Origin of the sequence: Streptomyces sp. NPDC088147 (assembly GCF_044741565.1) — a bacterium.
Classification (GTDB): domain Bacteria; phylum Actinomycetota; class Actinomycetes; order Streptomycetales; family Streptomycetaceae; genus Streptomyces.
The window spans coordinates 278,602-302,561 of record NZ_JBIUSY010000011.1 but is presented as its reverse complement, the minus strand read 5'-3'; the positions used below and the strand labels follow the sequence as shown (position 1 = coordinate 302,561).

20 protein-coding genes and 1 pseudogene are annotated in these 23,960 nt (G+C 71.3%); 9 read left to right on the top strand and 12 right to left on the bottom strand.

Annotated elements, in window-relative coordinates:
- The first annotated feature begins 25 nt into the window (after positions 1-25).
- Positions 26-1,018 carry a LacI family DNA-binding transcriptional regulator gene (locus ACIOGX_RS34145; RefSeq protein ID WP_401918629.1) on the top strand — a complete coding sequence of 331 codons (993 nt, stop codon included), beginning with the start codon at positions 26-28 and terminating at the stop codon, positions 1,016-1,018.
- A 144-nt stretch (positions 1,019-1,162) separates the two neighbouring features.
- Here ACIOGX_RS34145 and ACIOGX_RS34140 read toward each other — a convergent pair whose 3' ends face one another.
- From ACIOGX_RS34140 to ACIOGX_RS34120, 5 genes are all read right to left on the bottom strand, one after another.
- Positions 1,163-2,461: a DUF6986 family protein gene (locus ACIOGX_RS34140; RefSeq protein ID WP_401918557.1), complete on the bottom strand. Its 1,299-nt coding sequence runs from the start codon at positions 2,459-2,461 to the stop codon at positions 1,163-1,165.
- A 141-nt stretch (positions 2,462-2,602) separates the two neighbouring features.
- On the bottom strand, positions 2,603-3,565 hold the full coding sequence (locus ACIOGX_RS34135) for an electron transfer flavoprotein subunit alpha/FixB family protein (RefSeq protein WP_356516427.1): 963 nt from the start codon (positions 3,563-3,565) through the stop codon (positions 2,603-2,605).
- A gap of 96 nt (positions 3,566-3,661) precedes the next feature.
- Positions 3,662-4,456: an electron transfer flavoprotein subunit beta/FixA family protein gene (locus ACIOGX_RS34130; RefSeq protein ID WP_356516425.1), complete on the bottom strand. Its 795-nt coding sequence runs from the start codon at positions 4,454-4,456 to the stop codon at positions 3,662-3,664.
- Positions 4,457-4,654: 198 nt separating this feature from the next.
- Entirely contained in the window at positions 4,655-5,161 is a 507-nt protein-coding gene (locus ACIOGX_RS34125) for a flavin reductase family protein (protein WP_356516423.1), read from the bottom strand.
- A 195-nt stretch (positions 5,162-5,356) separates the two neighbouring features.
- On the bottom strand, positions 5,357-5,686 hold the full coding sequence (locus ACIOGX_RS34120; protein ID WP_356516604.1) for a thioredoxin family protein: 330 nt from the start codon (positions 5,684-5,686) through the stop codon (positions 5,357-5,359).
- 135 nt (positions 5,687-5,821) lie between these two features.
- Here ACIOGX_RS34120 and ACIOGX_RS34115 point away from each other — a divergent pair.
- Both ACIOGX_RS34115 and ACIOGX_RS34110 read left to right on the top strand, forming a co-directional pair.
- Positions 5,822-5,938, top strand: a pseudogene (locus tag ACIOGX_RS34115) (DUF4395 domain-containing protein); the annotation flags it as partial.
- A 168-nt stretch (positions 5,939-6,106) separates the two neighbouring features.
- Positions 6,107-6,835 carry a lysophospholipid acyltransferase family protein gene (locus tag ACIOGX_RS34110; RefSeq protein WP_356516421.1) on the top strand — a complete coding sequence of 243 codons (729 nt, stop codon included), beginning with the start codon at positions 6,107-6,109 and terminating at the stop codon, positions 6,833-6,835.
- Positions 6,836-6,951: 116 nt separating this feature from the next.
- Here the strand turns inward: ACIOGX_RS34110 and ACIOGX_RS34105 are convergent, their stop codons facing one another.
- Genes ACIOGX_RS34105 through ACIOGX_RS34095 form a run of 3 tightly spaced genes read right to left on the bottom strand, consistent with a single transcriptional unit; the run spans position 6,952 to position 10,201 of the window.
- On the bottom strand, positions 6,952-8,040 hold the full coding sequence (locus ACIOGX_RS34105) for a low specificity L-threonine aldolase (RefSeq protein WP_356516419.1): 1,089 nt from the start codon (positions 8,038-8,040) through the stop codon (positions 6,952-6,954).
- Positions 8,019-8,777 carry an SDR family NAD(P)-dependent oxidoreductase gene (locus ACIOGX_RS34100; protein WP_356516417.1) on the bottom strand — a complete coding sequence of 253 codons (759 nt, stop codon included), beginning with the start codon at positions 8,775-8,777 and terminating at the stop codon, positions 8,019-8,021. Before ACIOGX_RS34100 ends, ACIOGX_RS34105 begins: the two co-directional genes overlap by 22 nt.
- A gap of 26 nt (positions 8,778-8,803) precedes the next feature.
- On the bottom strand, positions 8,804-10,201 hold the full coding sequence (locus ACIOGX_RS34095) for a DUF6421 family protein (RefSeq protein ID WP_401918553.1): 1,398 nt from the start codon (positions 10,199-10,201) through the stop codon (positions 8,804-8,806).
- 300 nt (positions 10,202-10,501) lie between these two features.
- Between ACIOGX_RS34095 and ACIOGX_RS34090 the strand changes: the two genes are divergently transcribed.
- Positions 10,502-11,152 carry a glycerophosphodiester phosphodiesterase family protein gene (locus ACIOGX_RS34090; RefSeq protein WP_356516413.1) on the top strand — a complete coding sequence of 217 codons (651 nt, stop codon included), beginning with the start codon at positions 10,502-10,504 and terminating at the stop codon, positions 11,150-11,152.
- An 87-nt stretch (positions 11,153-11,239) separates the two neighbouring features.
- On the opposite strand, the gene ACIOGX_RS34085 is transcribed toward ACIOGX_RS34090, so the two are convergent.
- From ACIOGX_RS34085 to ACIOGX_RS34070, 4 genes are all read right to left on the bottom strand, one after another.
- A complete protein-coding gene (locus ACIOGX_RS34085; RefSeq protein WP_401918551.1) occupies positions 11,240-11,803 on the bottom strand; it encodes a GNAT family N-acetyltransferase in 564 nt (187 codons plus the stop codon).
- 106 nt (positions 11,804-11,909) lie between these two features.
- Positions 11,910-12,788, bottom strand: coding sequence for a carbohydrate ABC transporter permease (locus ACIOGX_RS34080; RefSeq protein ID WP_356516409.1), 879 nt, complete (start codon positions 12,786-12,788; stop codon positions 11,910-11,912).
- A complete protein-coding gene (locus ACIOGX_RS34075; RefSeq protein WP_356516407.1) occupies positions 12,785-13,705 on the bottom strand; it encodes a sugar ABC transporter permease in 921 nt (306 codons plus the stop codon). The genes ACIOGX_RS34080 and ACIOGX_RS34075 overlap by 4 nt, the downstream gene beginning before the upstream one ends.
- Positions 13,702-15,078 carry an ABC transporter substrate-binding protein gene (locus ACIOGX_RS34070; RefSeq protein WP_401918549.1) on the bottom strand — a complete coding sequence of 459 codons (1,377 nt, stop codon included), beginning with the start codon at positions 15,076-15,078 and terminating at the stop codon, positions 13,702-13,704. Before ACIOGX_RS34070 ends, ACIOGX_RS34075 begins: the two co-directional genes overlap by 4 nt.
- Before the next feature lie 169 nt (positions 15,079-15,247).
- Here ACIOGX_RS34070 and ACIOGX_RS34065 point away from each other — a divergent pair, with 169 nt between their 5' ends.
- The 5 genes from ACIOGX_RS34065 to ACIOGX_RS34045 all read left to right on the top strand — a co-directional run bounded on the left by ACIOGX_RS34065 (position 15,248) and on the right by ACIOGX_RS34045 (position 23,818).
- Complete coding sequence (locus tag ACIOGX_RS34065) at positions 15,248-16,033, top strand: IclR family transcriptional regulator (RefSeq protein WP_356516403.1); 786 nt, start codon at positions 15,248-15,250, stop codon at positions 16,031-16,033.
- A 158-nt stretch (positions 16,034-16,191) separates the two neighbouring features.
- On the top strand, positions 16,192-16,878 hold the full coding sequence (locus tag ACIOGX_RS34060; RefSeq protein ID WP_401762094.1) for a ThuA domain-containing protein: 687 nt from the start codon (positions 16,192-16,194) through the stop codon (positions 16,876-16,878).
- Positions 16,863-17,942 (top strand): Gfo/Idh/MocA family protein, encoded by a 1,080-nt coding sequence (locus ACIOGX_RS34055; RefSeq protein ID WP_401918546.1) that lies wholly within the window; start codon positions 16,863-16,865, stop codon positions 17,940-17,942. The genes ACIOGX_RS34060 and ACIOGX_RS34055 overlap by 16 nt, the downstream gene beginning before the upstream one ends.
- A gap of 205 nt (positions 17,943-18,147) precedes the next feature.
- On the top strand, positions 18,148-21,543 hold the full coding sequence (locus tag ACIOGX_RS34050) for an alpha-mannosidase (RefSeq protein ID WP_401918544.1): 3,396 nt from the start codon (positions 18,148-18,150) through the stop codon (positions 21,541-21,543).
- On the top strand, positions 21,536-23,818 hold the full coding sequence (locus ACIOGX_RS34045) for an ROK family protein (protein ID WP_401918542.1): 2,283 nt from the start codon (positions 21,536-21,538) through the stop codon (positions 23,816-23,818). The genes ACIOGX_RS34050 and ACIOGX_RS34045 overlap by 8 nt, the downstream gene beginning before the upstream one ends.
- Positions 23,819-23,960 lie beyond the last annotated feature (142 nt).

Genomic DNA, 23,960 nt, shown 5'->3' with positions numbered 1-23,960 from the left:
GCCCCGTTACGGCAACAGGCCCACGATGAAGGATGTGGCCGCGCGTGCCGGAGTAGGACTCAAGACGGTCTCCCGGGTGGTCAACGGGGAGCCGGGTGTCACGCCCGACACCGAGCGCCGGGTCCAGGAGTCCATCGACGCGCTGGGATTCCGCCGCAACGACTCGGCGCGCGTGCTGCGCAAGGGGCGTACCGCCAGCATCGGCCTCGTCCTGGAGGATCTCGCGGACCCGTTCTACGGGCCGCTGAACCGCGCCGTGGAGGAGGTCGCCCGCGCCCATGGCGCGCTGCTGATCAACGGATCGAGCGCCGAGGACCCGGACCGCGAGCAGGAACTGGTGCTGGCCCTGTGCGCGCGCCGGGTGGACGGGCTGATCGTGATCCCCGCCGGGCACGACCACCGCTATCTGGAACCGGAGATCCAGGCCGGGGTCGCGACGGTCTTCGTGGACCGGCCCGCCGGGCGGATCGACGCGGACGCCGTGCTCTCCGACAGCTTCGGCGGTGCCCGCTCGGGCGTCGCCCATCTGATCGCGCACGGTCATCGCCGGATCGGCTTCATCGGCGACCAGCCCCGGATCCACACGGCGAGCGAACGTCTGCGCGGCTATCGCACGGCGATGGCGGACGCGGGGCTGGCGATACACGACGACTGGGTCTCGCTCGGCACGACGGCCCCGAAGCGGGTGCACGACGCCGTCGTCGCGATGCTCGCGGGTCCCGAGCCGGTCACCGCGATCTTCACGGGCAACAACCGCGTGACGGTGACGGTGGTACGGGTACTGGCCGCGCACGACCAGCCGGTCGCGCTGGTCGGTTTCGACGACATCGAGCTCGCCGATCTGCTGGACCCCGGCGTCACGGTCATCGCGCAGGACGCGGCGACCCTGGGCCGTACGGCGGCGGAGCGGCTCTTCCACCGGCTCGACGGGGCGGCCGACGCCCCGTCACAGGTGGTGCTGCCGACGCGGCTGATCGCCCGCGGTTCGGGAGAGATCCCGCCGCCGGCCGGGAAGTAGGAGCGGAGGAGCGGGAGCGAGGGCGCGGCGGCGACGGTCCGGCTCGTCACCGCTCCCCTTCCCCGGCGGGCGCGGGGAGGCCCGGGGAGCGGCGGCGACGGTCCGGCGGGTGTCCGTCCCGACGAGGCCCCGGCCGGACAGGACCTACGGAGCGGCGACCGTCAGGTCCGCGCGGCGCGGGATCGCGAAGGTCTCCAGATCGGCGCGGGTCAGGCCGGTGAGCCCGGTGACCTCGTCGCTGTCGAGGGCGCCGCAGTCGAGTCCGCGCAGCAGATAGCCGCTGAGCGCCTTGGCCGTGGCGGGTTCGTCCATCACATCGCCGGCCGCTTTGGCGGCATAGGCGGCCAGCCGGGCCGCGGCCGGCTCCAGGCCCTCGCGGTAGAAGGCGTACACGGCGGCGTAGCGGGTCGGCAGATGGCCGGGGTGCATGTCCCAGCCCTGGTAGTAGGCACGGGCGAGCGCGCGCCGCGTGAGGCCGTAGTGCAGCCTCCACGCCTCGTGGACCTGTGCGGTGGGTCCGACCGGCAGGACGTTGGTGGAGCCGTCGCAGACGCGTACGCCCGTTCCGGCGGCGGCGACCTGCATGACGGCCTTGGCGTGGTCGGCGGCCGGGTGGTCGCTCGACTGGTACGCGGCGCTGACCCCGACGCAGGCGCTGTAGTCGAAGGTGCCGTAGTGCAGACCGGTGGCCCGGCCGCCGGCCGCGTCGATCATCCGGGCCACGGTGGCGGTGCCGTCCGCGGCGAGGATCGACTGACTGGTCTCGATCTGGATCTCGAACCCGATCCGGCCCGGTTCCAGGCCGCGTGCCTTCTCGAACTCCGCGGCCAGCCGTGCCATCGCGGCGACCTGCTCGGCGTAGGTGACCTTGGGGAGGGTCAGGACCAGCCCCTGGGGAAGGCCGCCCGCCTCCATCAGTCCGCTGAGGAAGATGTCGAGGGTCCTGATCGCCCGGTCGCGTACGGCGGCTTCCAGGCACTTCATCCGGATGCCCATGTACGGGGCGGCGGTGCCGTTCCGGTACGCCTCGTGGACGAGCCGGGCGGCGCGGGCGGCGTCCTCGTCCTCCTCGTGGCCGGGGCGGGGGCCGTAGCCGTCCTCGAAGTCGATGCGCAGGTCCTCGACGGGTTCACGGCTCAGCTTGTCCCGTACGCGCTCGTACACCGGTCCCGCCAGCTCGTCGGAGAGGCCGAGCACCCGCGCGAGCGTGGCCGCGTCGGGGGCGTGTTCGTCGAGGGCGGCGAGCGCCCGGCCGCCCCAGGAGCGGAGGGTGTCCGCGGCGAAGGCGTCGCCGGGTACGTAGACGGTGTGGACGGGCTGGCGGGTGCCCGGGTCGCCGGGGTAGCGGCGGGCCAGCTCCGCGTCGACCGACGCGAGGGAGACGCCGACGGCCGCGCCGACCGCGTCCGGGAGACTCGTGGCCACCTTCTCCTGCTGCCCCATTCCCACACCCTCCAATTTTCCGCTCTGCGGAATCAACAATCCGTTGAATGAAGTTAATCGGCGGGCTCGCGCCGCGTCAACGACGCGGGGCCGCGCGGTGATGATCACCACGCGGCCCCGGGCCCGTACAACGCCGGCGGATCAGCCCTTGCGGATCTTGATCTCGTCGGTGAGCTGCGGGACGACCTCGAAGAGGTCGCCGACGACGCCGTAGTCGACGAGGTCGAAGATCGGCGCCTCGGAGTCCTTGTTGATCGCCACGATCGTCTTCGAGGTCTGCATGCCGGCGCGGTGCTGGATGGCGCCGGAGATGCCGGAGGCGATGTACAGCTGCGGGGAGACCGACTTGCCGGTCTGGCCGACCTGGCTGGAGTGCGGGTACCAGCCGGCGTCGACGGCGGCGCGGGAGGCGCCGACGGCCGCGCCGAGGGAGTCGGCGAGCGCCTCGATGACCGCGAAGTTCTCGGCTCCGTTGACGCCCCGGCCGCCGGAGACGACGATCGCGGCCTCCGTCAGCTCCGGGCGTCCCGTCGACTCGCGCGGGGTGCGGGCGACGACCTTCGTACCGGTGGCCTTCTCGGAGAAGGAGACCGTCAGCGCCTCGACGGCGCCCGCGGCCGGAGCGGCCTCGACCGGGGCCGAGTTGGGCTTGACGGTGATGACGGGCGTGCCCTTGGAGACCCGGGTCCTGGTGCTGAACGCGGCGGCGAACACCGACTGCGTCGCCACCGGGCCCTCTTCACCGGCCTCCAGGTCGACGGCGTCGGTGATGATCCCGGAGCCGATACGGACCGCGAGGCGCGCGGCGATCTCCTTGGCCTCGGCGGAGGACGGGAGCAGCACGGCGGCCGGCGAGACGGCCTCGTAGGCGGCCTGGAGCGCGTCGACCTTCGGGACGACGAGATAGTCGGCGAACTCGGCGGCGTCGGCGGTGAGCACCTTCACCGCGCCGTGCTCGGCGAGCGCGGGGGCGGTGTTCCCGGCGCCGGGGCCGAGCGCGACGGCGACGGGCTCGCCGAGCCGGCGGGCCAGCGTCAGCAGTTCCAGGGTGGGCTTGCGGACGGCACCGTCCACGTGGTCGACATAGACGAGAACTTCAGCCATGGGACTTCTTCTCTCCTGCTTGCGAAAGATGAGGGGGGCGGTCGGCGAGTGGGACTCGGACGGGGCTCGGACGGGCTTGGGGCCCGCGAGACCGCGTCAGACGAATTTCCGCTCCGCGAGGAAGGCGGCGAGCTGCTTGCCGCCCTCGCCCTCGTCCTTGACGATCGTGCCCGCCGTACGGGCCGGGCGCTCCGTCGCCGAGTCGACCGCGGTCCAGGCGCCTTCGAGGCCGACCTCGTCCGCGTCGATCTCCAGGTCTTCCAGGTCCCAGGACTGCACCGGCTTCTTCTTCGCGGCCATGATGCCCTTGAAGGACGGGTAGCGCGCCTCGCCCGACTGGTCCGTCACCGACACGACCGCCGGCAGGGACGCCTCCAGCTGCTCGCTCGCGGTGTCGCCGTCCCGGCGGCCCTTGACGAGTCCGTCCGCCACCGCGACTTCGGAGAGCAGCGTGACCTGCGGAACGCCGAGCCGCTCGGCGAGGATCGCGGGCAGCACGCCCATCGTGCCGTCGGTGGAGGCCATACCGCAGATGACGAGGTCGTAGCCGGTCTTCTCGATGGCCTTGGCCAGCACCAGGGACGTGCCGATGACGTCCGTGCCGTGGAGATCGTCGTCCTCGACGTGGACGGCCTTGTCGGCGCCCATGGAGAGCGCCTTGCGCAGCGCGTCCTTGGCGTCCTCGGGGCCGACGGTCAGCACGGTGATCTCGGCGTCGCCGTCCCCGTCGAAGTCCCCGGCGATCTGCAGGGCCTGCTCGACCGCGTACTCGTCGAGCTCCGACAGCAGACCGTCCACGTCGTCCCGGTCGACGGTCAGGTCATCGGCGAAGTGCCGGTCGCCGGTGGCGTCGGGCACGTACTTCACACAGACAACGATCCTCAAGCTCACGCCGGCTCTCCTACTGCATCGTCATTTCTGGGCTGCCTTGTTGCACGCAGCATAGGCGCCTTATGGGGCGGTTTCCGGTCGGGGAGACCGGCGCACCGGAGTAAATATTACTCGCCAGTACACCCAGAGTATTCCCGCTGAGCAAGCGCTTGGAACTGTGACCTTGCCAACGCGGCGGGAGAGCCGGAGCGAGAACGCTCAGTCGCGCAGCGCGTTGAACCGTCCCTGGTGGTAGAGGAGCGGCCGGCCACCGCCCGCGGGGTCGCCGACGACGGCCTGGGCGATCACCAGCCGGTGGTCACCGGCGGGGACCCGGGCGATCACCCGGCAGACCAGCCAGGCCAGTACGCCGTCGAGCACCGGCACCCCCTCGGGCCCGGTCCGCCAGGACGTGGGCGGCGCGAACCGGTCGGCGCCGCTGCGCGCGAACGTGGCCGCCAGATCCTTCTGGTGCTCGCCGAGTATGTGCACCCCGACATGGTCGGTCTCGGCGAGGACCGGCCAGCTGGAGGAGGAGGTGCCCACGCCGAAGGAGATCAACGGGGGCTCGGCGGCTGCCGAGTTGAGGGAGGTGGCGGTGAATCCGACCGGGCCCTCCCCCTGGGCCGTGATGACCGCGACGCCCGCGGCGTGCTGCCGGAACACGGAGCGGAGCAGATCGGGAGTGGCCAGTCGGGGAGCGGAGAGATCGGGTGTGGCCGTCATGGAGTTGTCCTTCTTCGGGAGTGGCGAACAGGGCCGTGGCTGCTCAGACAGCCGGACAGCGCGCGCTCGCGTTGCGGGCCAGGTCGACATGGGCCCGCCCGTAGAGAAGGAGTTCTTGGGGCACCAGATCAGCGTGACGATAGGTGGCGGGCGCAGTCAAGTGCGTAACGCCCGTCCCCGCGTCGGACCCCGGCGTCACAGCGCCTCGCCCAGCGCGGCGATCACATCCGCTGTGCGGGGCTGACCGGCCGCTCTCCGTACGACGCTGCCCCCGGCGTCCAGTACCAGCACCGTGGGGGTCCTGAGGATGCCCAGCGCACGCACCAGTTCCAGCCGTTCCTCGGCGTCCAGCTCCACATGGGAGACGCCGTCGACCATGCCCGCCACGTCGGCGAGGACACGCCGGGTGGCCCGGCAGGGCTGACAGAACGCGCTGGAGAACTGGACGAGCGTGGCCCGCTCCCCCAGCTCGGCGCCCAGCTCGGCCGCGCCGAGCCGCTCACCGCCGTCGTTCCCCCGCACCATCGGCCTCCCGTCCCCGCGCGGCACTCGCCGGGCGTCCGCCCGCCGCGAGCGCCGCCGTACGCGCATGAGTCCTGTCGTACTCATCGCCGGGTGCAGCGTTCACACCACCGCGGAATATTCCGCGACCGCCTCCACGGCCCTCCAGGGCGGGGACCGGCGGCCACCGGCCGCGCGCTCGCCGCCGCCTTCCTCGACGCGGTCCCCGGCCGCCGCCCGGGGTGCGAGATGTACCTGTTGGTCCGGCGCGCTACGGCTGCGCTGCGGCGATATGACGCCGACGTGACGAGAATCTCGCCGGACGCACAGACCAGGACTGGCCACGAGGCCGCGTATGGGGCACCATCGGCCCAATGCCGAAAACCTACGGCTGCGTAACTTCCGCCGGGAGAACCCTCCCCGGAACAGAAGGGTCCTCACCTGATGGCAGAGCTCGTCTATCGGCCGGTCATCGGCGCCGCCCGCACGATGTTCAAGGCGCTGGACCTGAAGATCGACACTCAGGGTTCCGAGCACATCCCGCGCACCGGTGGCGCCGTGCTCGTCAGTAACCACATCAGCTACCTGGACTTCATCTTCACGGGCCTCGCGGCGCTTCCGCAGAAGCGCCTGGTGCGCTTCATGGCGAAGGAGTCGGTCTTCCGGCACAAGGTCTCCGGCCCGCTCATGCGCGGCATGAAGCACATTCCGGTGGACCGCCAGCAGGGCGAGCAGGCGTACTCCCACGCGCTGGACTCGCTGCGCTCCGGCGAGATCGTCGGGGTCTTCCCCGAGGCGACCATCTCGCCGTCCTTCACGCTCAAGAGCTTCAAGTCGGGCGCGGCCCGGCTGGCGCAGGAGGCCGGGGTACCGCTGATCCCGATGGCGCTGTGGGGGACCCAGCGGGTGTGGACGAAGGGCCGGCCGCGCAACTTCAAGCGCAGCCACATCCCGGTGACGATCCGGGTCGGTGAGCAGATCGAGGCGGCGGCGGACCAGTACGCGGGGGCGATCACACGACGCCTGCGCGAACGCGTACAGGAGCTGCTGGAGGCGGCGCAGCGCGCCTATCCGGTACGCCCGAGGGACGCGGCCGACACCTGGTGGGTGCCCGCGCACCTCGGCGGCACCGCGCCCACCCCGGCGCAGGTCCGTACGGCCGAGACCGGCTGAAACGTCTCTCCTCCGTCCTCCCCGGAGGGCGGCGGGAAAGAGGCGGCGGGTAGCGCCCGCCAGACGTGGGACCGGCCGGAAACCGATGGGTTTCCGGCCGGTCGCCTGTTCACGCCCTAGCGCGCCATCTCTTCCTTGAGCGCCTGCACGAAGGCGTCGACGTCGTCCTCCGTCGTGTCGAAGGAGCACATCCAGCGGACGTCCCCCGCCTTCTCGTCCCAGAAGTAGAACCGGAACCGGCGCTGGAGTCGCACACCGACCTCGTGCGGCAGCCGCGCGAAGACGGCGTTGGCCTGGACGGGGTGGAGGATCTCCACTCCGTCCACCGCGCGTACGCCCTCCGCGAGCCGCTGGGCCATCGCGTTGCCGTGCCGGGCGTTGCGCAGCCACAGGTCGCCCGCGAGGAGCGCCTCCAACTGCACCGATACGAAGCGCATCTTGGACGCGAGCTGCATGGACAGCTTCCGCAGATGCTTCATGGCCCGCGCGGCGTCCGGGTCGAGGACGACGACGGCCTCGCCGAAGAGCATGCCGTTCTTCGTGCCGCCGTAGGAGAGGACATCGACGCCGACGGTGTTGGTGAACGTCCGCATCGGGACGTCCAGCGACGCGGCGGCGTTGGATATCCGCGCCCCGTCGAGATGGACCTTCATGCCCCGCTCATGGGCGTGCGTGCAGATGGCGCGGATCTCGTCGGGCGTGTAGACCGTGCCCAGTTCGGTGTTCTGGGCGATCGACACGACCTGTGGCATGGCCCGGTGCTCGTCGTCCCAGCCGTACGCCTGCCGGTCGATCAGCTCGGGCGTGAGCTTGCCGTCCGGGGTCGGTACGGTCAGCAGCTTGAGGCCGGCGACCCGCTCGGGGGCGCCGCCCTCGTCCACGTTGATATGCGCGGTCTCGGCGCAGATGACCGCGCCCCACCGGTCGGTGAGCGCCTGGAGCGCGACCACGTTGGCGCCGGTGCCGTTGAAGACCGGGAAGGCCTCCGCCGTCGGGCCGAAGTGGCTGTGCATGACGCGCTGGAGGTGACCGGTGTAGTCGTCCTCTCCATAGGCGATCTGATGGCCGCCGTTGGCGACGGCGAGCGCGGCCAGGACCTCGGGGTGGGCGCCCGCGTAGTTGTCGCTGGCGAAGCCGCGTACGTCGGGGTCGTGGTGCCGGCGCGCGTCCGTCGTACGGGACCTCACGGCTCGGGGGTCAGCCACAGGCGGTGTCCATTCACTTCCCGGGCGGGCCGGTCCCAGACTCCGGCGATGGCCTCCGCCAGGTCCGTGACATCCGTGAAGCCCGCGAATTTCGCATTCGGGCGCTCGGCGCGCATCGCGTCGTGCACCAGTGCCTTGACCACCAGAATGGCAGCCGCGGCCCGGGGGCCCTCCTCGCCCCCCGCCTTGCGGAAGGCGTCGCCGAGGGCCAGCGTCCATGCCTCGGCGGCGGCCTTGGCGGCGGAGTAGGCGGCGTTGCCCGCGGTGGGCTTCGTCGCGCCCGCCGCGCTGACCAGCAGGAAACGTCCGCGATCGCCGCGCAGCAGGCCGTCGTGGAAGGCGAGGGAGGTGTGCTGGACGGTGCGGATCAGCAGCTTCTCCAGCAGGTCCCAGTCGGCGAGATCGGTCTCGGCGAAGGAGGCGCTGCCGCGCCAGCCGCCGACGAGATGGACCAGTCCGTCGATCCGGCCGAACTCCTTCTCGGTCTTGTCCGCCCACGCGCGGGTGGCGGCGAGGTCGAGCAGATCGACGGTGTCGCCGGTGATCGTGGCGCCGCCCTGCGACCGTGCGGCGTCGACCGCCTCGGCCAGCCGGGTGGCGTCCGCGTCCGCGCCGACGACCGTGGCGCCCGCCGCCGCGAGCCGCAGCAGCACGGCCCGTCCGGCGGGACCCGCCGCTCCGGCCACCGCGATCACGGCGCCGTCCAGTGCGCCGTTCCCGGCACCGTTCCCGTTCATGGCCGTGGCCTCTCGCTCGCGAGGGCTCACGCGGCCGCTCGCCCGGTGTCGTTGGCGCGGATCCCCTTGGTCGAGGCGATCACGTTCTTGAGCTTCTTGGAGAGCGCCTCGTAGAACATGCTGAGCGGAAACTCGTCCGGAAGCACGTCGTCGACCAGCTTACGAGGCGGCTGGGTGAGGTCGAGGGCGTCGGGGCCCTTGGCCCAGCGGGAGCCGGGGTGCGGGGCGAGATACGTCGAGACCAGTTCGTACGCGGCGAACCAGTGGACGAGCTTGGGGCGGTCGATGCCGGCCCGGTACAGCTCCTCGATCTCCGCGCAGAGCTGGTTGGTGACCTGCGGGGCCCGCTCCCAGTCGATGCGCAGGGTGTTGTCCGTCCAGCGCACCACATCGTGCTGGTGGAGATAGGCGAAGAGCAGCTGGCCGCCGAGTCCGTCGTAGTTGCGCACCCGCGCGCCGGTGACCGGGAAGCGGAACATCCGGTCGAAGAGGACGGCGTACTGGACGTCGCGGCCCTGCGCGACACCGTCCGCCTCCAGCCGTACGGCCTCCCGGAACGCGGTGAGGTCACAGCGCAGCTCCTCGAGGCCGTACATCCAGAACGGCTGGCGCTGCTTGATCATGAAGGGGTCGAACGGCAGGTCGCCATGGCTGTGCGTGCGGTCGTGGATCATGTCCCAGAGCACGAACGCCTGCTGGCAGCGGTCCTGGTCGGCGACCATCGCGCTGATGTCGTCGGGCAGTTCGACGCCGAGCGTACGGACGGCCGCGTCGATGACCCGGCGGAAGCGGGCGGCCTCGCGGTCACAGAAGATCCCGCCCCAGCTGAACCGCTCCGGGGCCTCGCGTACGGCGATGGTCTCCGGGAAGAACACCGCGGAGTTGGTGTCGTAGCCGGAGGTGAAGTCCTCGAAGGTGATGCCGCAGAAGAGCGGGTTGTCGTAGCGCGTGCGCTCCAGTTCGGCGAGCCACTCGGGCCAGACCATGCGCAGCACGACCGCTTCGAGATTGCGGTCGGGGTTGCCGTTCTGCGTGTACATGGGGAAGACGGCGAGGTGCTGGAGGCCGTCCACCCGGTCGGCGGCGGGCTGGAACGCCAGCAGCGAGTCCAGGAAGTCCGGGACATCGAAGGCACTATCGGCCCATTTGCGCAAGTCGGCGACGAGCGCCGTGTGGTAGGCGGAGTCGTGCGGGAGGAGCGGGGAGAGCTGCTCGACCGCGCTGATCACCCGGTCGACCGTCACCTCGACGAGCGCGCGCGCCGGGGCGCCCTCGGCGTCGAAGTCGATCGAGCCGTCCTTGGACTGCCAGGGGCGGATCTCCTCGACGGCATCCTTGAGCTCCCGCCAGGCCGGGTGTTCGATCACCCGGGCAGCCCTCGATATACCGGTTACGGCGGCGTCCTGCGCAAGAATTTCCGTCATGTCACTTCCTCCACGGGAGAACTTGGCGTCAAGACACCGTATAGGGCTTCGCTTCTCCCTTACAAGCAGGGCTGACACAAATTATCCTGCGCACCCCCTTGGTCACCGTAGTTTTTCCCGTGATCCAGGGGCAGGACACTCGTAACCAGCGTAGCGCCGCGGGCTCCAACCGGCCTCCGGACTCCCTGGTGCGCGGCCGGGTCCCAGGAAGGGACCTGGCCATTAGGCTGCGCGCGGGAGCCGCCGTCGACGGAAGCGAGGATCGTCTTGACTTTCCAGACCATCGGTCATCGTGGAGTGATGGGTGTCGAACCGGAGAACACCCTGCGCTCCTTTCTGCATGCCGAGCGCGCGGGTATGGACGCCATCGAACTGGACCTCCATCTGACCAAGGACGGCGCCCTCGCCGTCATGCACGACACGGACGTGGACCGAACGACCGACGGAACGGGCGCGATCGCCGACCACACGCTCGCCGGGCTGCGGGAGCTGGACGCGGGGCGGGGCGAGCGCGTCCCGGTCTTCGAGGAGGTGCTGGACGCCGTACGGTCGCCGCTCCAGGCCGAGATCAAGGACAGGGCCGCGGCCCGCGCGCTGGCGGAGGTGATGCTCCGGCGCGGGCTCGTGGAACGCGTCGAGGTGTCGTCGTTCCATGACGAGGCGGTCGCCGAGATCGCCTCACTGGTGCCGGGCGTACGTACGGTACTGGTCGCCAGCCGCTGGGGCGCCGACATCGTGGACCGGGCCAGGGCGGTGGGCGCCGCCCGGCTGGCCCTGAACATCCGGAGACTGACCCTGGAGGTCGTGGAGCGCGCGCACGCGGAGGGGCTGGGGATCATCGGCTGGGTGGTGAACACCCAGGACCAGCTGCGGCTGGCGCGGGCGTTCCAGCTGGGGGCGGTGACCACGGACTTCCCGGAGATCCGGCGCACCGGCCGGTTCACCGCCTGAATCCGCCGCACCGCCCGAGTCCGCGCGGGATCCGCGCGATCCCGCGCGGATCCCGACCGGAACCCCGCGTCCCGGCGCCGCGGCCGTTCAGCCGAGCGGCTTGACCAGCAGCTCGAACTCCAGGTCGGCACGCCGCGGGATGCCGAAGCGCTCGTCGCCGTACGGGAAGGGATGCAGCTTTCCCGTACGGCGGTAGCCGCGCCGCTCGTACCAGGCGATCAGTTCCTCCCTGACCGTGATCACGGTCATATGCATCTCCCGCACGTCCCAGGTCTCGCCCGCGATACGCTCCGCCGCCGCCAGAACCTGCTTGCCGAGGCCGGAGCCCTGCTCGCCCGGCCGTACGGCGAACATCCCGAAGTAGGCGGCATCCTCGCGGTGTTCGAGCTGGCAGCAGGCGACCAGTGCGCCGTCCCGCTCGACGGCCAGCAGCCGACTGCCGGGCGACTCGATCACGTCGAGCACCCCTCGCGGGTCGGTCCGCTGCCCCTCCAGGATGTCCGCCTCGGTGGTCCATCCCGTACGGCTGCTGTCGCCGCGGTACGCCGACTCTATGAGGGTGACGAGCGCGTCGGCGTCGGCCGCCGTGGCGTCCCGGTAGACGAGTGCGCCGGTCCGGTCCGGGAGGGTGGGGTGGCTGGGGACGTCCATGGTGCGCGCTCTCCTCTGTCCGGCCTGTCCGGTATGCCCGACCCGCCCTGGGTGCGGCCGGGACCTTCGCAGCCTAACGTGAGCGGCCCCGGCGGCCGGGCCCGCGTCAGCCCTTCACCGCCCCGACCAGCCCGTTGACGAAGTACCGCTGGAGGCTGAGGAAGAGCAGGATCACCGGAATGACCACGATGAGCGCGCCGGCCATCAGGTTGTTGTAGTGCGGCACGTTCTCCGTGGAGAGGTACTGGAGTCCCAGCGGCAGGGTGTACGTGGACGGATCGTTCAGGGAGACCCGGGTGAGCAGGAACTCGTTCCAGGTCGGGATCGCCGTCAGCAGCGCGACGGTGATCAACGCGGGTCTGGCCAGCGGCAGATAGACGCTGGTGAAGATGCGCAGCTCGCTCGCCCCGTCGACGCGCGCGGAGTCGCGCAGCTCGCCCGGGACGGCCAGGAAGGCGCCGGTCATCAGCAGCACCGAGAGCGGGGCGCCGCCGTTGACGAACGGCAGCACCAGCCCGAAGTGCGTACCGAGAATGCCGAGTGTGTTCTCCAGCAGCACGATCGGCAGCATCACCGTGATGCCGGGCACGAACAGCAGGGACACGAAGAGCTTCTGGAGGGCGCCCCGGCCGGGGAAGCGCAGCACGGCGAAGGCGTAGCCCGCCGCCGCGTAGATCACCAGCGTCAGCACCACCGTATAGACCGTGACCAGCAGGCTGTTCAGGAAGAAGTCGAAGAAGTGCAGCTTGTTCCAGGTGTCGACGAACGTGTCGAACGTCGGGTTGTCCGGGATCAGATGCCCGCCGCGTACGACCTCGATCTGGTCCTTGAAGGCGGCCGACACCATCCAGAGGAACGGGTAGACGCTGACGAGTCCGTAGAGACCGAGGAGTACGCCGACGACGGTACGGGCGACGAGCCGGCGGGTGCGGGCCCCGCTCTCGTCGGGCGCACCGGTACGGGCTTTCATGGAGAGCGAGGTCATGTTCTGCTCCGCAGCGCTCGCAGGTTGACCAGGGCGAGGACGAGCGCGACGGCGAACAGGATCCAGCCGAGCGCACTGGCGAGCCCCAGGGTGGGCGCGAGATTCTTGAGGAACGCGAGGCGGTACGCCTCCAGGCCCAGCACATTGGTGTGATCGCCGGGGCCGCCGTTCGTCATCACCAGGAAGGTCTGGAAGCCCTGGAGCGACTCACGCAGATTGAGCAGGACGACGATGGCGGTGATGGGCCGCACCAGCGGCCAGACCACCGAGGCGTTGGTGCGCCACCAGCCCGCGCCGTCCAGTTCGGCGGCTTCCAGCACACTGCGGTCGATCCCCTGGAGACCGGTCAGATACAGCAGCATCGCGACCGGCACATGGCCCCAGACCGTCACCACGATCATGGTGGGCATGGCGGTGGACGGATTACCCAGCCAGCCCTGCGGCTGCTGGAGCGAGCCGAGCCCCAGACCGTCGAGGAGGAAGTTGACCGCGCCGTCCGGCTGGAGGATGTACTGCCAGGCGAAGAAGACCGCGACCCCGCTGGTCACATAGGGCAGGAAGTACACCGAGCGCAGCACCGACTGGAACCGCTTGACCCGGTTGAGCAGCACGGCCAGCGGAAAGGCGACCGCGACGGTGAGGGCGGGCGCGGCGATCATCACCCAGAGGGTGTTGACCGCCGCGTGCCGTACCCGTGGGGCGTAGACGGGGCTGCGCCACAGCAGATCGGCGTAGTTGTCCAGCCCGACCCAGGTCCAGTTCGGTGAGAAGCCGTTCCAGGTCGCGAAGCTGAGCGCGAAGCCGTACCCGACGGTGTACAGGCCCATCACACAGAACAGGACCACCGCCGGGCCGACGAAGAGGTATCCGGTGAGCGTCTCGTACGGACGGACGCGCCGGCGGGGAGCGGTCGTCACCGCGCCGCCGCCCAGTAGGAGGCGTTGAGGTCGCGCAGTTTCTTCGCCGTCTGTGCGACGGACTGCGTCCCGAGCGGGGTGAGGTCGGCGAGGATGGCGCCCGCGTCGTCCTGCTCGTAGCCCGGCGCGCGGAACTCGTTGCCCCGGCTGGGGTCGTAGGTGTTCTGCGGAGTGCCCTTGAAGCTGTCGACCATGGCGGAGAGCGCCGGGCCGAGTACGGCGGCGGAGCCGGAGCCGAGTTCGGTGGCCGGGACGTCGGAGGCGTCCTTGGCGAAGCGCTCGGCGATGTCCTTGGTGGAGAGGAATTCCAGCCACTTCTTGGCGTTGTCGGGCTGTTCGCTGGTGGCGGCGACGCTCAGGCCGGTCAGCGCGAGCGGGCCGAGCGCGCGGTCGGGGACGGCGCCGTCCTTCGGGGAGGGCAGTCCGAACGCGAATACGTCGTCGGGGTTCATCCCGTTCTGCTTGAGGAAGGCGAGGGTGAAGGTGCCGCCGATGTTGAAGGCCGACTTGCCCTGCGCGAAGGCCTGGTCGGCCTGGTCGATGGTGAGGGACTGGGTGCCCGGCATCCAGTACGGGGTGAGCTGGTCGTACATGCTCAGGACTTTGATGCCGTTGGGCGAGCCGAAGTCGGCGCCCGGGTCCTTGCCGAAGAGGCTCTCGTATTCCCGCTGTCCGAGCTGGCTGAAGGCCAGCGGCTGGAGCACCCAGGTGAGGCCGGTGGCCTGGACCTTGAGGCCGAGGGACATGCCACCGGTCTTCGGGTTCTTGGCGGTGGTCGCCTTCAGCGCGTCCAGGAAGCCGGCCCAGTCCGCCGGGGGCTCCGTGATGCCCGCCTCGGCGAGCAGCTTCTTGTTGGCGTAGACGATGCCGAAGGTGCCCACGGTCAGCGGCACGCTGTAGCGGGCGCCCTTCTCGATGCCGTTGTCCTTGGCGGTCGCCGGCAGCGAGTCCTTGTAGCGCTGGTCGGTGACGAGTCCGGACTCCCGTACGGGCTCCTGGATACGGCCGGCCCAGTCGCCCGTGAAGTCGTCGCCGAGGTCGGAGACGATCCCCGCCGCGCCGAAGACGCGGTCCTCGCCGTCGGAGTGCACTTCCAGCACATCCGGCAGATCGCCGGTCTTCGCCGCGGACTGCACCTTGGTGGTGTAGGCCTCGTCGGGGGTGTAGGCCTCGATCGTGACCGAGATGCCCGTCTGCTTCTTGAACTCGGCGGCGGCGTTGCGCAACGCGCCGGCGTGGGACTGCTTGAAGGTCCACATCTCCAGCGAGGTGGAGTTCCCTCCGGAGTCGGAGGACCCGCCGCAGGCGGAGAGTGTGGTGAGCGAGAGCGCCGTGGCGACGGCGACCGCCGCGAGCCGGACATTCCTCGACATAGGTATACGCATGGCCCCTACCTAAGGATCAACCGTTCAGAAGGCCGAATGGCGTTGGAGTGACTGAACTTATGGTTGGGGTGATATAGCGTCAAGACGCACGTCGAGATTCGTGCCGACCGGTTCGCCGAGGGGCACCGGTGCGAGAAGCGGAGGTTCCGTGGAATCGGTGGCAGCAGCAGCGCGGGGGCGCAAGCCCGAAGAGGTCAAGTCCGCGGCTCGGGTACTTGAGGTGCTCGAACTCCTGGGCGCGGAAGGCGCCCGGCTCTCGCTCGCCGAACTGGCCGGCACGATGGCCGTACCGAAGAGCAGCCTGCACGCGATCCTCCGCACGATGGAGGCGCGCCGCTGGGTGGATCTGGATCCGTCGGGCACCCGCTACAGCCTTGGCCTCAAAGCCCTGTTGACGGGGACGGCCTATCTGGAGGGCGACGATGTGGCGAGCCTCGCGGGACCGGTGCTCGACTCCCTGGCGGAGGAGACGGGCGAGTCGGTGCACCTGGGCAGGCTCGACGGTACGGACGTCGTCTACCTGGCCAAACGTGAGTCCCGGCATGCCCTGCGGATGTACTCGGCGGTGGGCCGCCGGCTGCCCGCGCACGCCACGGCGCTGGGCAAGGCGATGCTCTCCCTCTATGACGGGGCCGAGATCAGGATGCGGCTCAACTGGCCACTGGAGAGGCTCACTCCGGACACGGTGACCGACCCCGACGCGCTGCTGGACCAGCTGTCCGAGGCGCGGCTGCGCGGGTGGGCCATGGACGACGGCGAGAACTCGCCGGACATCCGGTGTGTGGCCGTGGCGCTCGGCACGGGCCACGGCGGCGGGGACGCGATCAGCTGCTCCGCGCCCAAGAGCCGGATGGACGACGCCCGCGCGGAGGAGATCGCTCTGGCGGTCACGGAGGCGGCCCACTCGCTGCGGACTCTGCTCAAACGGCTCGGGCAGCACTGACGCCGTTCCGCCGCCCATTTGGTAGAGTCGTTGACAAATAGATCTCCCTCTCCCTACGTTCGGATGGCAGTACGTTATTCCGCTATACGTATGCCCACGTTCGCCATGCCCACGTTCGCCGGGCCTGCCGCGCAACACCGATCTGCCCCGCACCACCGATGGGAGCGTGCACGACCATGACGTCCGAGACATCCGATGCCCGGAGGGCCCTGGTGGTCCGTGGCGGCTGGGAGGGACACCAGCCCGTGGCGATCACGGAGTTGTTCCTGCCCTTCCTCCGCGACCGCGGCTTTGACATCCGGATCTCCGACACCTTGGACGTCTACACGGACGCCGAGCTCCTCGCCGCCACCGATCTGGTGGTCCAGTGCTGGACGATGGGCGAGATCACGCCCGAGCAGAGCGCGGGACTCACCGCGGCGGTCCTGGCCGGCACCGGACTGGCCGGCTGGCACGGCGGGATCGTGGACTCCTTCCGGGGCGATGTCGGCTACCAGCTGCTCACCGGCGGGCAGTTCCTGATGCATCCGCCCGGCTTCTCCGACCATGAGGTCACGCTGGTCAAGGAGCGCGCCGACCATCCGGTGATCGCCGGACTGAGCGACTTCGGTGTCCACACGGAGAAGTACTGGCTGGCCACCGACCCGCTGATCGACGTCCTGGCGACCACGGAGTTCGCGGCGGACGAGGAGCGGGCACGGCCGGTCACCATGCCCGCCGTCTGGACCAGGACCTGGGGCGAGGGACGGGTCTTCGTCTCCACCATCGGCCACAAACCGGACGACTTCGATGTGCCCGAGGTACGGGTACTCACCGAGAGGGGACTGCTGTGGGCGAGCCGCTGAGGATCGGGATGGTGGGCGCGGGCAAGATCAGCGGCGCCTATCTGGACACACTGGAGCGGCTGGAGAACGTCACCCTGACGGCCGTCACGGATCTCGACCAGGAACGCGCCGGGGCGGTCGCCGCCCGGGTGCCCGGCACAGCGGTCGCCGGATCGGTGGCCGAGCTGGTGGCGCGCCCCGATGTGGACGCCGTCCTCAATCTGACGATCCCGGCGGTCCATGCCGACGTCGCCCTGACCGCGCTCGCCGCGGGCAAGCATGTGTACGGGGAGAAGCCGCTGGCCGCCACGCGCGAGGAGGCGGACCGGATGCTGGCCGCGGCCGGGGCGGGCGGGCTGCGGATCGGCTGCGCGCCCGACACCGTGCTCGGTACGGGCGTCCAGACGGCGCGCAAGGCGGTCGACGACGGGCTGATCGGCGCGCCGGTCGCCGCGACGGCCTTCATGACCACGGCGGGCCATGAACGCTGGCACCCGGACCCGGAGTTCTACTACCGGCGGGGCGGCGGGCCACTGCTCGACATGGGTCCGTACTACCTCTCGGCGCTCGTCCATCTGCTGGGCCCCGTCATCACCGTCACCGGCGCGGGATCCCGGCCGCGCGACGAACGGGAGATCGGCAGCGGGCCGCGGGCCGGGGAACGGTTCGCGGTGGAGGTCGACACCCATGTCACGGGCATACTGCGGCACGCCAACGGCGCCCTCACCACGCTGGTGATGAGCTTCGACATCCAGGCCGCCCGGCTGCCCCGTATCGAAGTGCACGGCACCGGGGGCTCACTGTCCGTCCCCGACCCGAACGGGTTCGACGGCACGGTCGAACTGCACCGGGGCACCGGCGAGTGGGAGACGCTGCCGGTCACGGCCGGATACGTGGGAGCCGGGCGCGGTACCGGACTCGCGGATCTGGCCGAGTCGCTCGCCGCGGACCGCCCGCACCGGGCGTCCGCCGAACTGGCGCGCCATGTCCTCGACATCATGCTGACGCTGCTCGACTCGGCGCGGCAGGGCAGGGCGCTCCCGGTGGAGAGCGTCTGCCGCAAGCCGGAGCCGGTCCGGCACTGACGCGGCACCGAGCGGCGGCCGTCCCTCCCTTCACCCGTTGTCAATTCACTTACTTTCCGACGGCTTCGCCATTCGTCAATTTATTAACCTGACAATTCCGATGCACGCCGTCACCACCAGGCAGAAGAAGGAAGAGGAAAGCCGTTGACTTGATAACACACGTGGTTTTACATGGCGGTTACTGGCTGGACAGGAAGGGCCGCCCATGTATGACCGCAGGAACTCCGGAGAGGCGCGGATCAGTCATTTCCTCGCCGCCCGACTCCGTCCCGCGCTGTACACCGGGCGGCTTCCGATGGATATCAGCGCCTGGCACATCCCCGGTGAGCCGGTCCCGGTCGATGTGGCCCTGCGGGCCGACTACACACCGTTCTTCGTGGGCGACGCCTGGGGCCGCCCCTGGTCGACCAGTTGGTTCCAGGTCCACGCCACCGTCCCGCAGCGCTGGGCGGGCGAGCGGGTGGAGGCGGTCTTCGATCTCGGCTTCGAGCCCGGCTCCGGCTTCGCGTCCGGCTCCGGCTTCGGTTCCGGTTTCGATCCCGGCTCCGGCTTTGGTTCCAGCTTCGGTTCCGGAGGCGGCGTCGGGTCGGGGAGCCGTGCCGTGGGACTCGTCCACGACCCGCGCGGCACCCCCCTCCAGGGGCTGCACCGGCTCCACCGGTCCATGACAGTGTCGGCCCCGGCGAGCGGGGGCGAGCCGGTCCGGCTGTTCGTCGAGGCCGCCGCCAATCCGCCGATCGACGCGGCCACCGGCGCGGGCGCGCACTACGGGGACCCGGTCACCGCGGGGGACGAGCCCCTGTACCGGCTGCTCCGCGCCGATCTCGCCGTACGCGACGAGGGCATCTGGCAGCTGATCCATGACATCGATGTCCTGGACGGTCTGATGCGCGCGCTCCCGGCGGAGCTGCCCCGCCGGTACGCGATCCTGCGGGCCCTCGAAGAGGCCGTGGACGCCGTCGATCCCCGCGATGTCGCCGGGACGGCCCCGGACGCGCGACGGATCCTCGCCCCCGTACTGGCCCGTCGCGCGCACGAGTCCGCGCACACCGTCTCCGTCGTCGGACGCGCGCCCCTGGGGGCGGCCCGGCTGGGGCCGGCGCGCGAGACCGTACGCGAGACCGCCCGCGCCTTCAGCACCATGGCCGCGCTGGCGGAGGAGTACCCGGAACTGACCGTCGCCGCGCCCTCCGCCCACCGGTACGCCTGGATGAAGGACCGCCATCCGGATGTCTTCGAGCGGGTGCGCAAGTCCGTCGCCGACGGCACCTGGGCGCCGGTCGGGGGGATGTGGGCGGAGCCCGACGGAAATCTCCCCGGCGGCGAGGCGCTGGCCCGCCAGTTCGTGTACGGCCGCCGCTTCTGCCGCGAGGAGCTGGGCACCGACACCGACGGTGTGTGGCTGCCCGGGGCCTCCGGACTGAGCGCCGCCTTCCCGCAGTTGGCGGTGCTCGCCGGGGCCCGCTGGTTCCTCGCGGAGAGTTCCGGCCCCGTGCCGCACCCGACCTTCTGGTGGGAGGGCATCGACGGCACCCGTATCCTCAGCCACTTCCCGCCCGCCTCCGCCCCCACTCATGGCGAACCGGCGGGCAGTGCACCCGACGGTGGCGAAACCGGTCGCGGTGAACTCGCTCGCGGTGCGCTCGGCGGCGACGAACTCGCCCACGCCGCGCGGGCGTTCGCCGAACAGGGCGACGCCGCCCGCTCCCTGCTGCCCCTCGGCCACGCCGACGGTTACGGCCCCACCCCCGGGACGCTGGAGCGCGCCCGCCGGCTGGCCGATCTCGAAGGCTCGCCGCGGGTCGTGAGCCGGCATCCCGCGCACTTCTTCCGGGAGGCCCTCGACGCGCGACCGGACACACCGGTGTGGCGCGGTGAGTTCCGCCCGGAGTCCCACCACGGCACGTACACCGGTCAGGCGCGCACCAAGCGCGGCAACCGCCGCGCCGAATCGCTGCTGCGCGAGGCCGAGTTGTGGTCGGCGACCGCCGCCGTACGGGACGGCGTCCCCTATCCGTACGACGAACTCGACACACTGTGGAAGAAGGTCCTGCTCCAGCAGAGCCACGATCTGCTGTCCGGCGCCTCGACGGCCTGGGCGCACCAGGAGGCCGAGCAGGTCCACCGCGAGGTCCACCGCCGTCTGGAGCGGCTGATCCGCCGGGCCGTGGGAGCGGCCGACGGCGGCGGCGCCACCGGCGCGTCCGTCTTCAACGCGGGACCGCTGGCGCGCCGCGAGGTGGTGGTCCTGGACCGGGACCGGCCGGCGGGCGGCGGTCAGCGGCTCTCCGACGGACGTGTCGCCGTACTGGCCGAGGCGCCGGCCCTCGGCCGCGGTGCGGTCGTTCCCGAGCCCGCACTTCCTGAGCCTGTCGCGCCGGTGACCGTCCGGCCCGCGGACGGCGGCGGGTGGCTGCTGGACAACGGACTGCTGCGGGTCCATGTCGACGCCGAGGGGCTCGTACGCTCCCTGCTGGACCTCGCCACCGGACGGGAGGCCGTCGCCCCGGGAGCGGCGGGCAATCTGCTGCGGCTGCACCGCGACGACCCGCCGCGCTGGAGCGCCCGGAGCCTGGACGCCCGCCATCGCGCGGTGTGCCGCGATCTCGACCGGGCGGAGTCGGTCGAAGTGAGCGAGGAGGGGGCGCTGTTGGCGGCCGTCCGGGTGGTACGGAACACCGGCAGGTCCGCGATCGAGCAGACGCTCTCACTGACCGCGGGCAGCCGGTCGCTGACGATCGACACGGAGATCGACTGGCGCGAACGCGACGCTCTCCTCAAGGCCGTCTGGCCGCTCGACGTACATGCCGAACACAGCCGCGCCGAGGTCCAGTTCGGCCATGTCGCGCGTCCCACGCACCTGAACTCCGGCCGGGACACGGCCCCTTGTGAGCTGTGGGCGCACCGCTGGATCCATGTGGGCGAGCACGGCTGGGGCGTGGCGCTGGCCGGTGATTCCACGTACGGCTACGACGTCTCGCGCGACACCCGCGAGGACGCCGGTACGACCACCACCGTACGGCTCACCCTGCTGCGCGCGGCGCACAGCCCCGACCCGCACGCCGACCGGGGTCCGCAGCGCTTCAGGCACTCGGTACGCCCCGGGGCGGGGATCGGTGACGCGGTCGCCGAGGGGTACGCCGTCGGTCTGCCGCTGCGCCCCGGCCCTTCGGAGCCCGCGGGATCGGCCGCGCCGCCGCTGGTCTCGGTGGACCATCCCGATGTGCTCGTGGAGGCGGTGAAGCTCGCCGACGACCGCTCGGGGGATGTGGTCGTACGGCTCTACGAGTCGCGCGGCGGCCGTGCCCGTGCGGCGTTCTCCGCCGCGTTCCCGGTGGCGTCGGTGTGCGAGACGGACCTCCTGGAGGAGCCGCTCGCCGCCCGCCCGTACGAGAACGGCTCGGTGGCGCTGACACTGCGCCCCTTCCAGATCCTGACGCTGCGGCTCACGCCCGGGGACCGCACGGCTGCGGACCGTACGGCCCTGTCCACGGACCGTACGAACGCGCCGACGGACCGTACGGCCCCGTCTGCGGGGCGTACGGGCTCGGCGACGGGCCCCGCCGCGGCGCGACCCGGGTCCGGAGGCACTGATGCCTGAGGCCCCCCAAGACGACGGCCCGGTCGGCTCTCTGCCCCCGGAGCACCGGGCCGTCTTACACCGCTGGGCCGAGGAGGGCGGCCCCCTCGCGACCCGCGCGCGTGTCGTCCTCCTCGCCGCCGAGGGGCTGCGCGACGCCGAGATCTCCCGTCGGCTCGGGGTGTCCCGGCAGACGGTCGGCACCTGGCGGCAGCGCTGGACGAGCGCGGGGATCGACGGTCTCGGACACCGTCCGCGCACCGGCCGGCCCGCCACCGTGGACGAGGCGGAGGTCGTCACCCGTACGCTGCTGGCGCCCGGTGGCAGCGGCGCCTCGCGCGCGGTCGCCAGGGAACTGGGGCTCTCGCACGCCACGGTCGCCGGGATACGGCGCCGCTGGCGGCTCTCGCCCGACGAGACGCCCGCCCCGTCCGTACCCACCAGACCGCCGCTGCCGAGCGGCGAGGTCTGGGTGATGGGCCTGTACGTGGACCCGCGGCGCGCCGTGCTCCTCACGGGCACAGGACAGGGGGTTCCCCGGCAGTCCGCCGCCGGGACCGTGCTCGGCGCGGACGTACTCGCCGGACTCGACCGGGCGGTGGAGGCCGCGCTGACGGCGGCGATGGCGCGCGGGGCGGCGGGCGACGACGCGCTTTCGTACGGCCTGGCGGAGTATCTGGCCGAGGCCGGCCGCAGCCATCCGGACCTCGGGCTGCACGCCATCACGCTCTGGGACGCGGCGGGCGGCATCGGCACCGGCACCGGCACCCTCCAACAGGCGCCGCCGGACGGCATGGTGACGAGGCATCAGATTCCCGCGCGGTCGACCTGGCGCACCTTCCTCCGGGCCATGATCGCGCTCGACAGCACCAGCCATCCGGAATCCTCGCGCCGCGTCTATCTCGATCTGGCGGCCGAGCTGGAACGGTACGCGACGGCGCGGCCCGACGCCCCGTGCACCGCGGTGCGCTGGCTGCGCGAGAACGTCGCGGGCCTTCCGGGCACCGACCGCCGCCCGGACAGCACGGCGGCGGGAAGCCAGTCCTGGAGCGGGGTCAACCAGATCGATCTGGGGTCGTTCAACGAGTGTGTGGTCATCGAGACGGTACGGCTCTCCGGCACCATCACCCGGGGCGAGATCGCCCACCGCACCGGCCTCACCCAGCAGTCGGTCTCCCGGATCGCCCGTTCGCTGCTGGACCGCGGCATTCTCATCGAGGACGCCCAGCGGCGCGCGACCTCGGGCAAACCCCGTACACCGGTGCGGCTCTGCGGGACGGCGGCCCACGCGCTCGGGATCCATATCGACCCGGAGGTGCTCACCGCGGTCGTCATCGATCTCGACGGCGCGATCGTCCGTACCCGTACCCGGCCCGTCACCGCCGACATCGATCCGGCGGAGTTCGTCGAACGGGTGGCCGCGCTGGGCCGGGAGACGCTGGCGGAGGCGCGCGGGTCGGTGCGGGAGGACGGCTTCCTCGGGATCGGGGTCGCCGTACCGGGGCCGGTCGATATCGCGTCGGGCACGGTCCTCGGGCCGCCGCTGATGTCGGCCTGGGGCGATCTGCCGCTGCTGTACCTGCTCCAGGACCACTTCCCGTGCCCCGTCCTGATGGAGAAGGACTCCACCGCGGCGGCGGCCGGCGAGCGGTGGATCGGGCGCGACCGCAGGGCCAGGGACTTCGCGTATCTCTATCTCGGTACGGGCGTCGGTACGGGGCTCTATCTCAACGGTGACCTGTACCGCGGGATCAGCGCCAACGCCGGGGAGTTCGGGCAGTTGTGCGCCATAGCACTGGGGCGGGTCGCCAAGGACGGCCGTCCGGAGATCCTTCCCGAGTGCAATCCGCCGGTGTCCGTGCCGGAGCTCGCGGTACGGGGCGGGATGCGACCCGTACCGGCCGCGCCGGGGAGTACGTCGGGGAGCACCGCCGCGTATCTGGCGGTGGGCGAGGCCGCCGCCGCGGGCGACCCCGCGGCGGCGGCGGCCGTACGCGAGGTCGCGCAGGCGGTGGGGCGGGGGGCGCTGGGCATGGTCGATCTGCTGGACATCGATCTGATCGTGCTCGGCGGCCCCTTCTTCACCGAGGACGTCGCGGACTTCTATCTGGACGAGATCGCCCGTACCGTCAACGCGTTCCCGACCGCCAGACGGCTGCGGCGGGTCGCGGTCGAGCCGTCCGTGCTGAGCGCGGAGGCCGCCGCTGTGGGGGCGGCCTCGACCATCTTCCACGCGACGTTCACCCCCCGGCTGCGCGGGCGGGAGAGCCGGACACGGCATCTGCCGGCCCGCTGACGCGCAGGGCCGCCGGGATGTCCCGGCGGCCCGTACGTCATCGTCCCGCTGCCCGACGCTCCGGGTCCGGCCTACTCGCGTCCGGCCTTCCGGCGCCCGGCCTTCCGGCGTCCGGCCTTCCGGCGTTCCGCGTCCGGCGTCC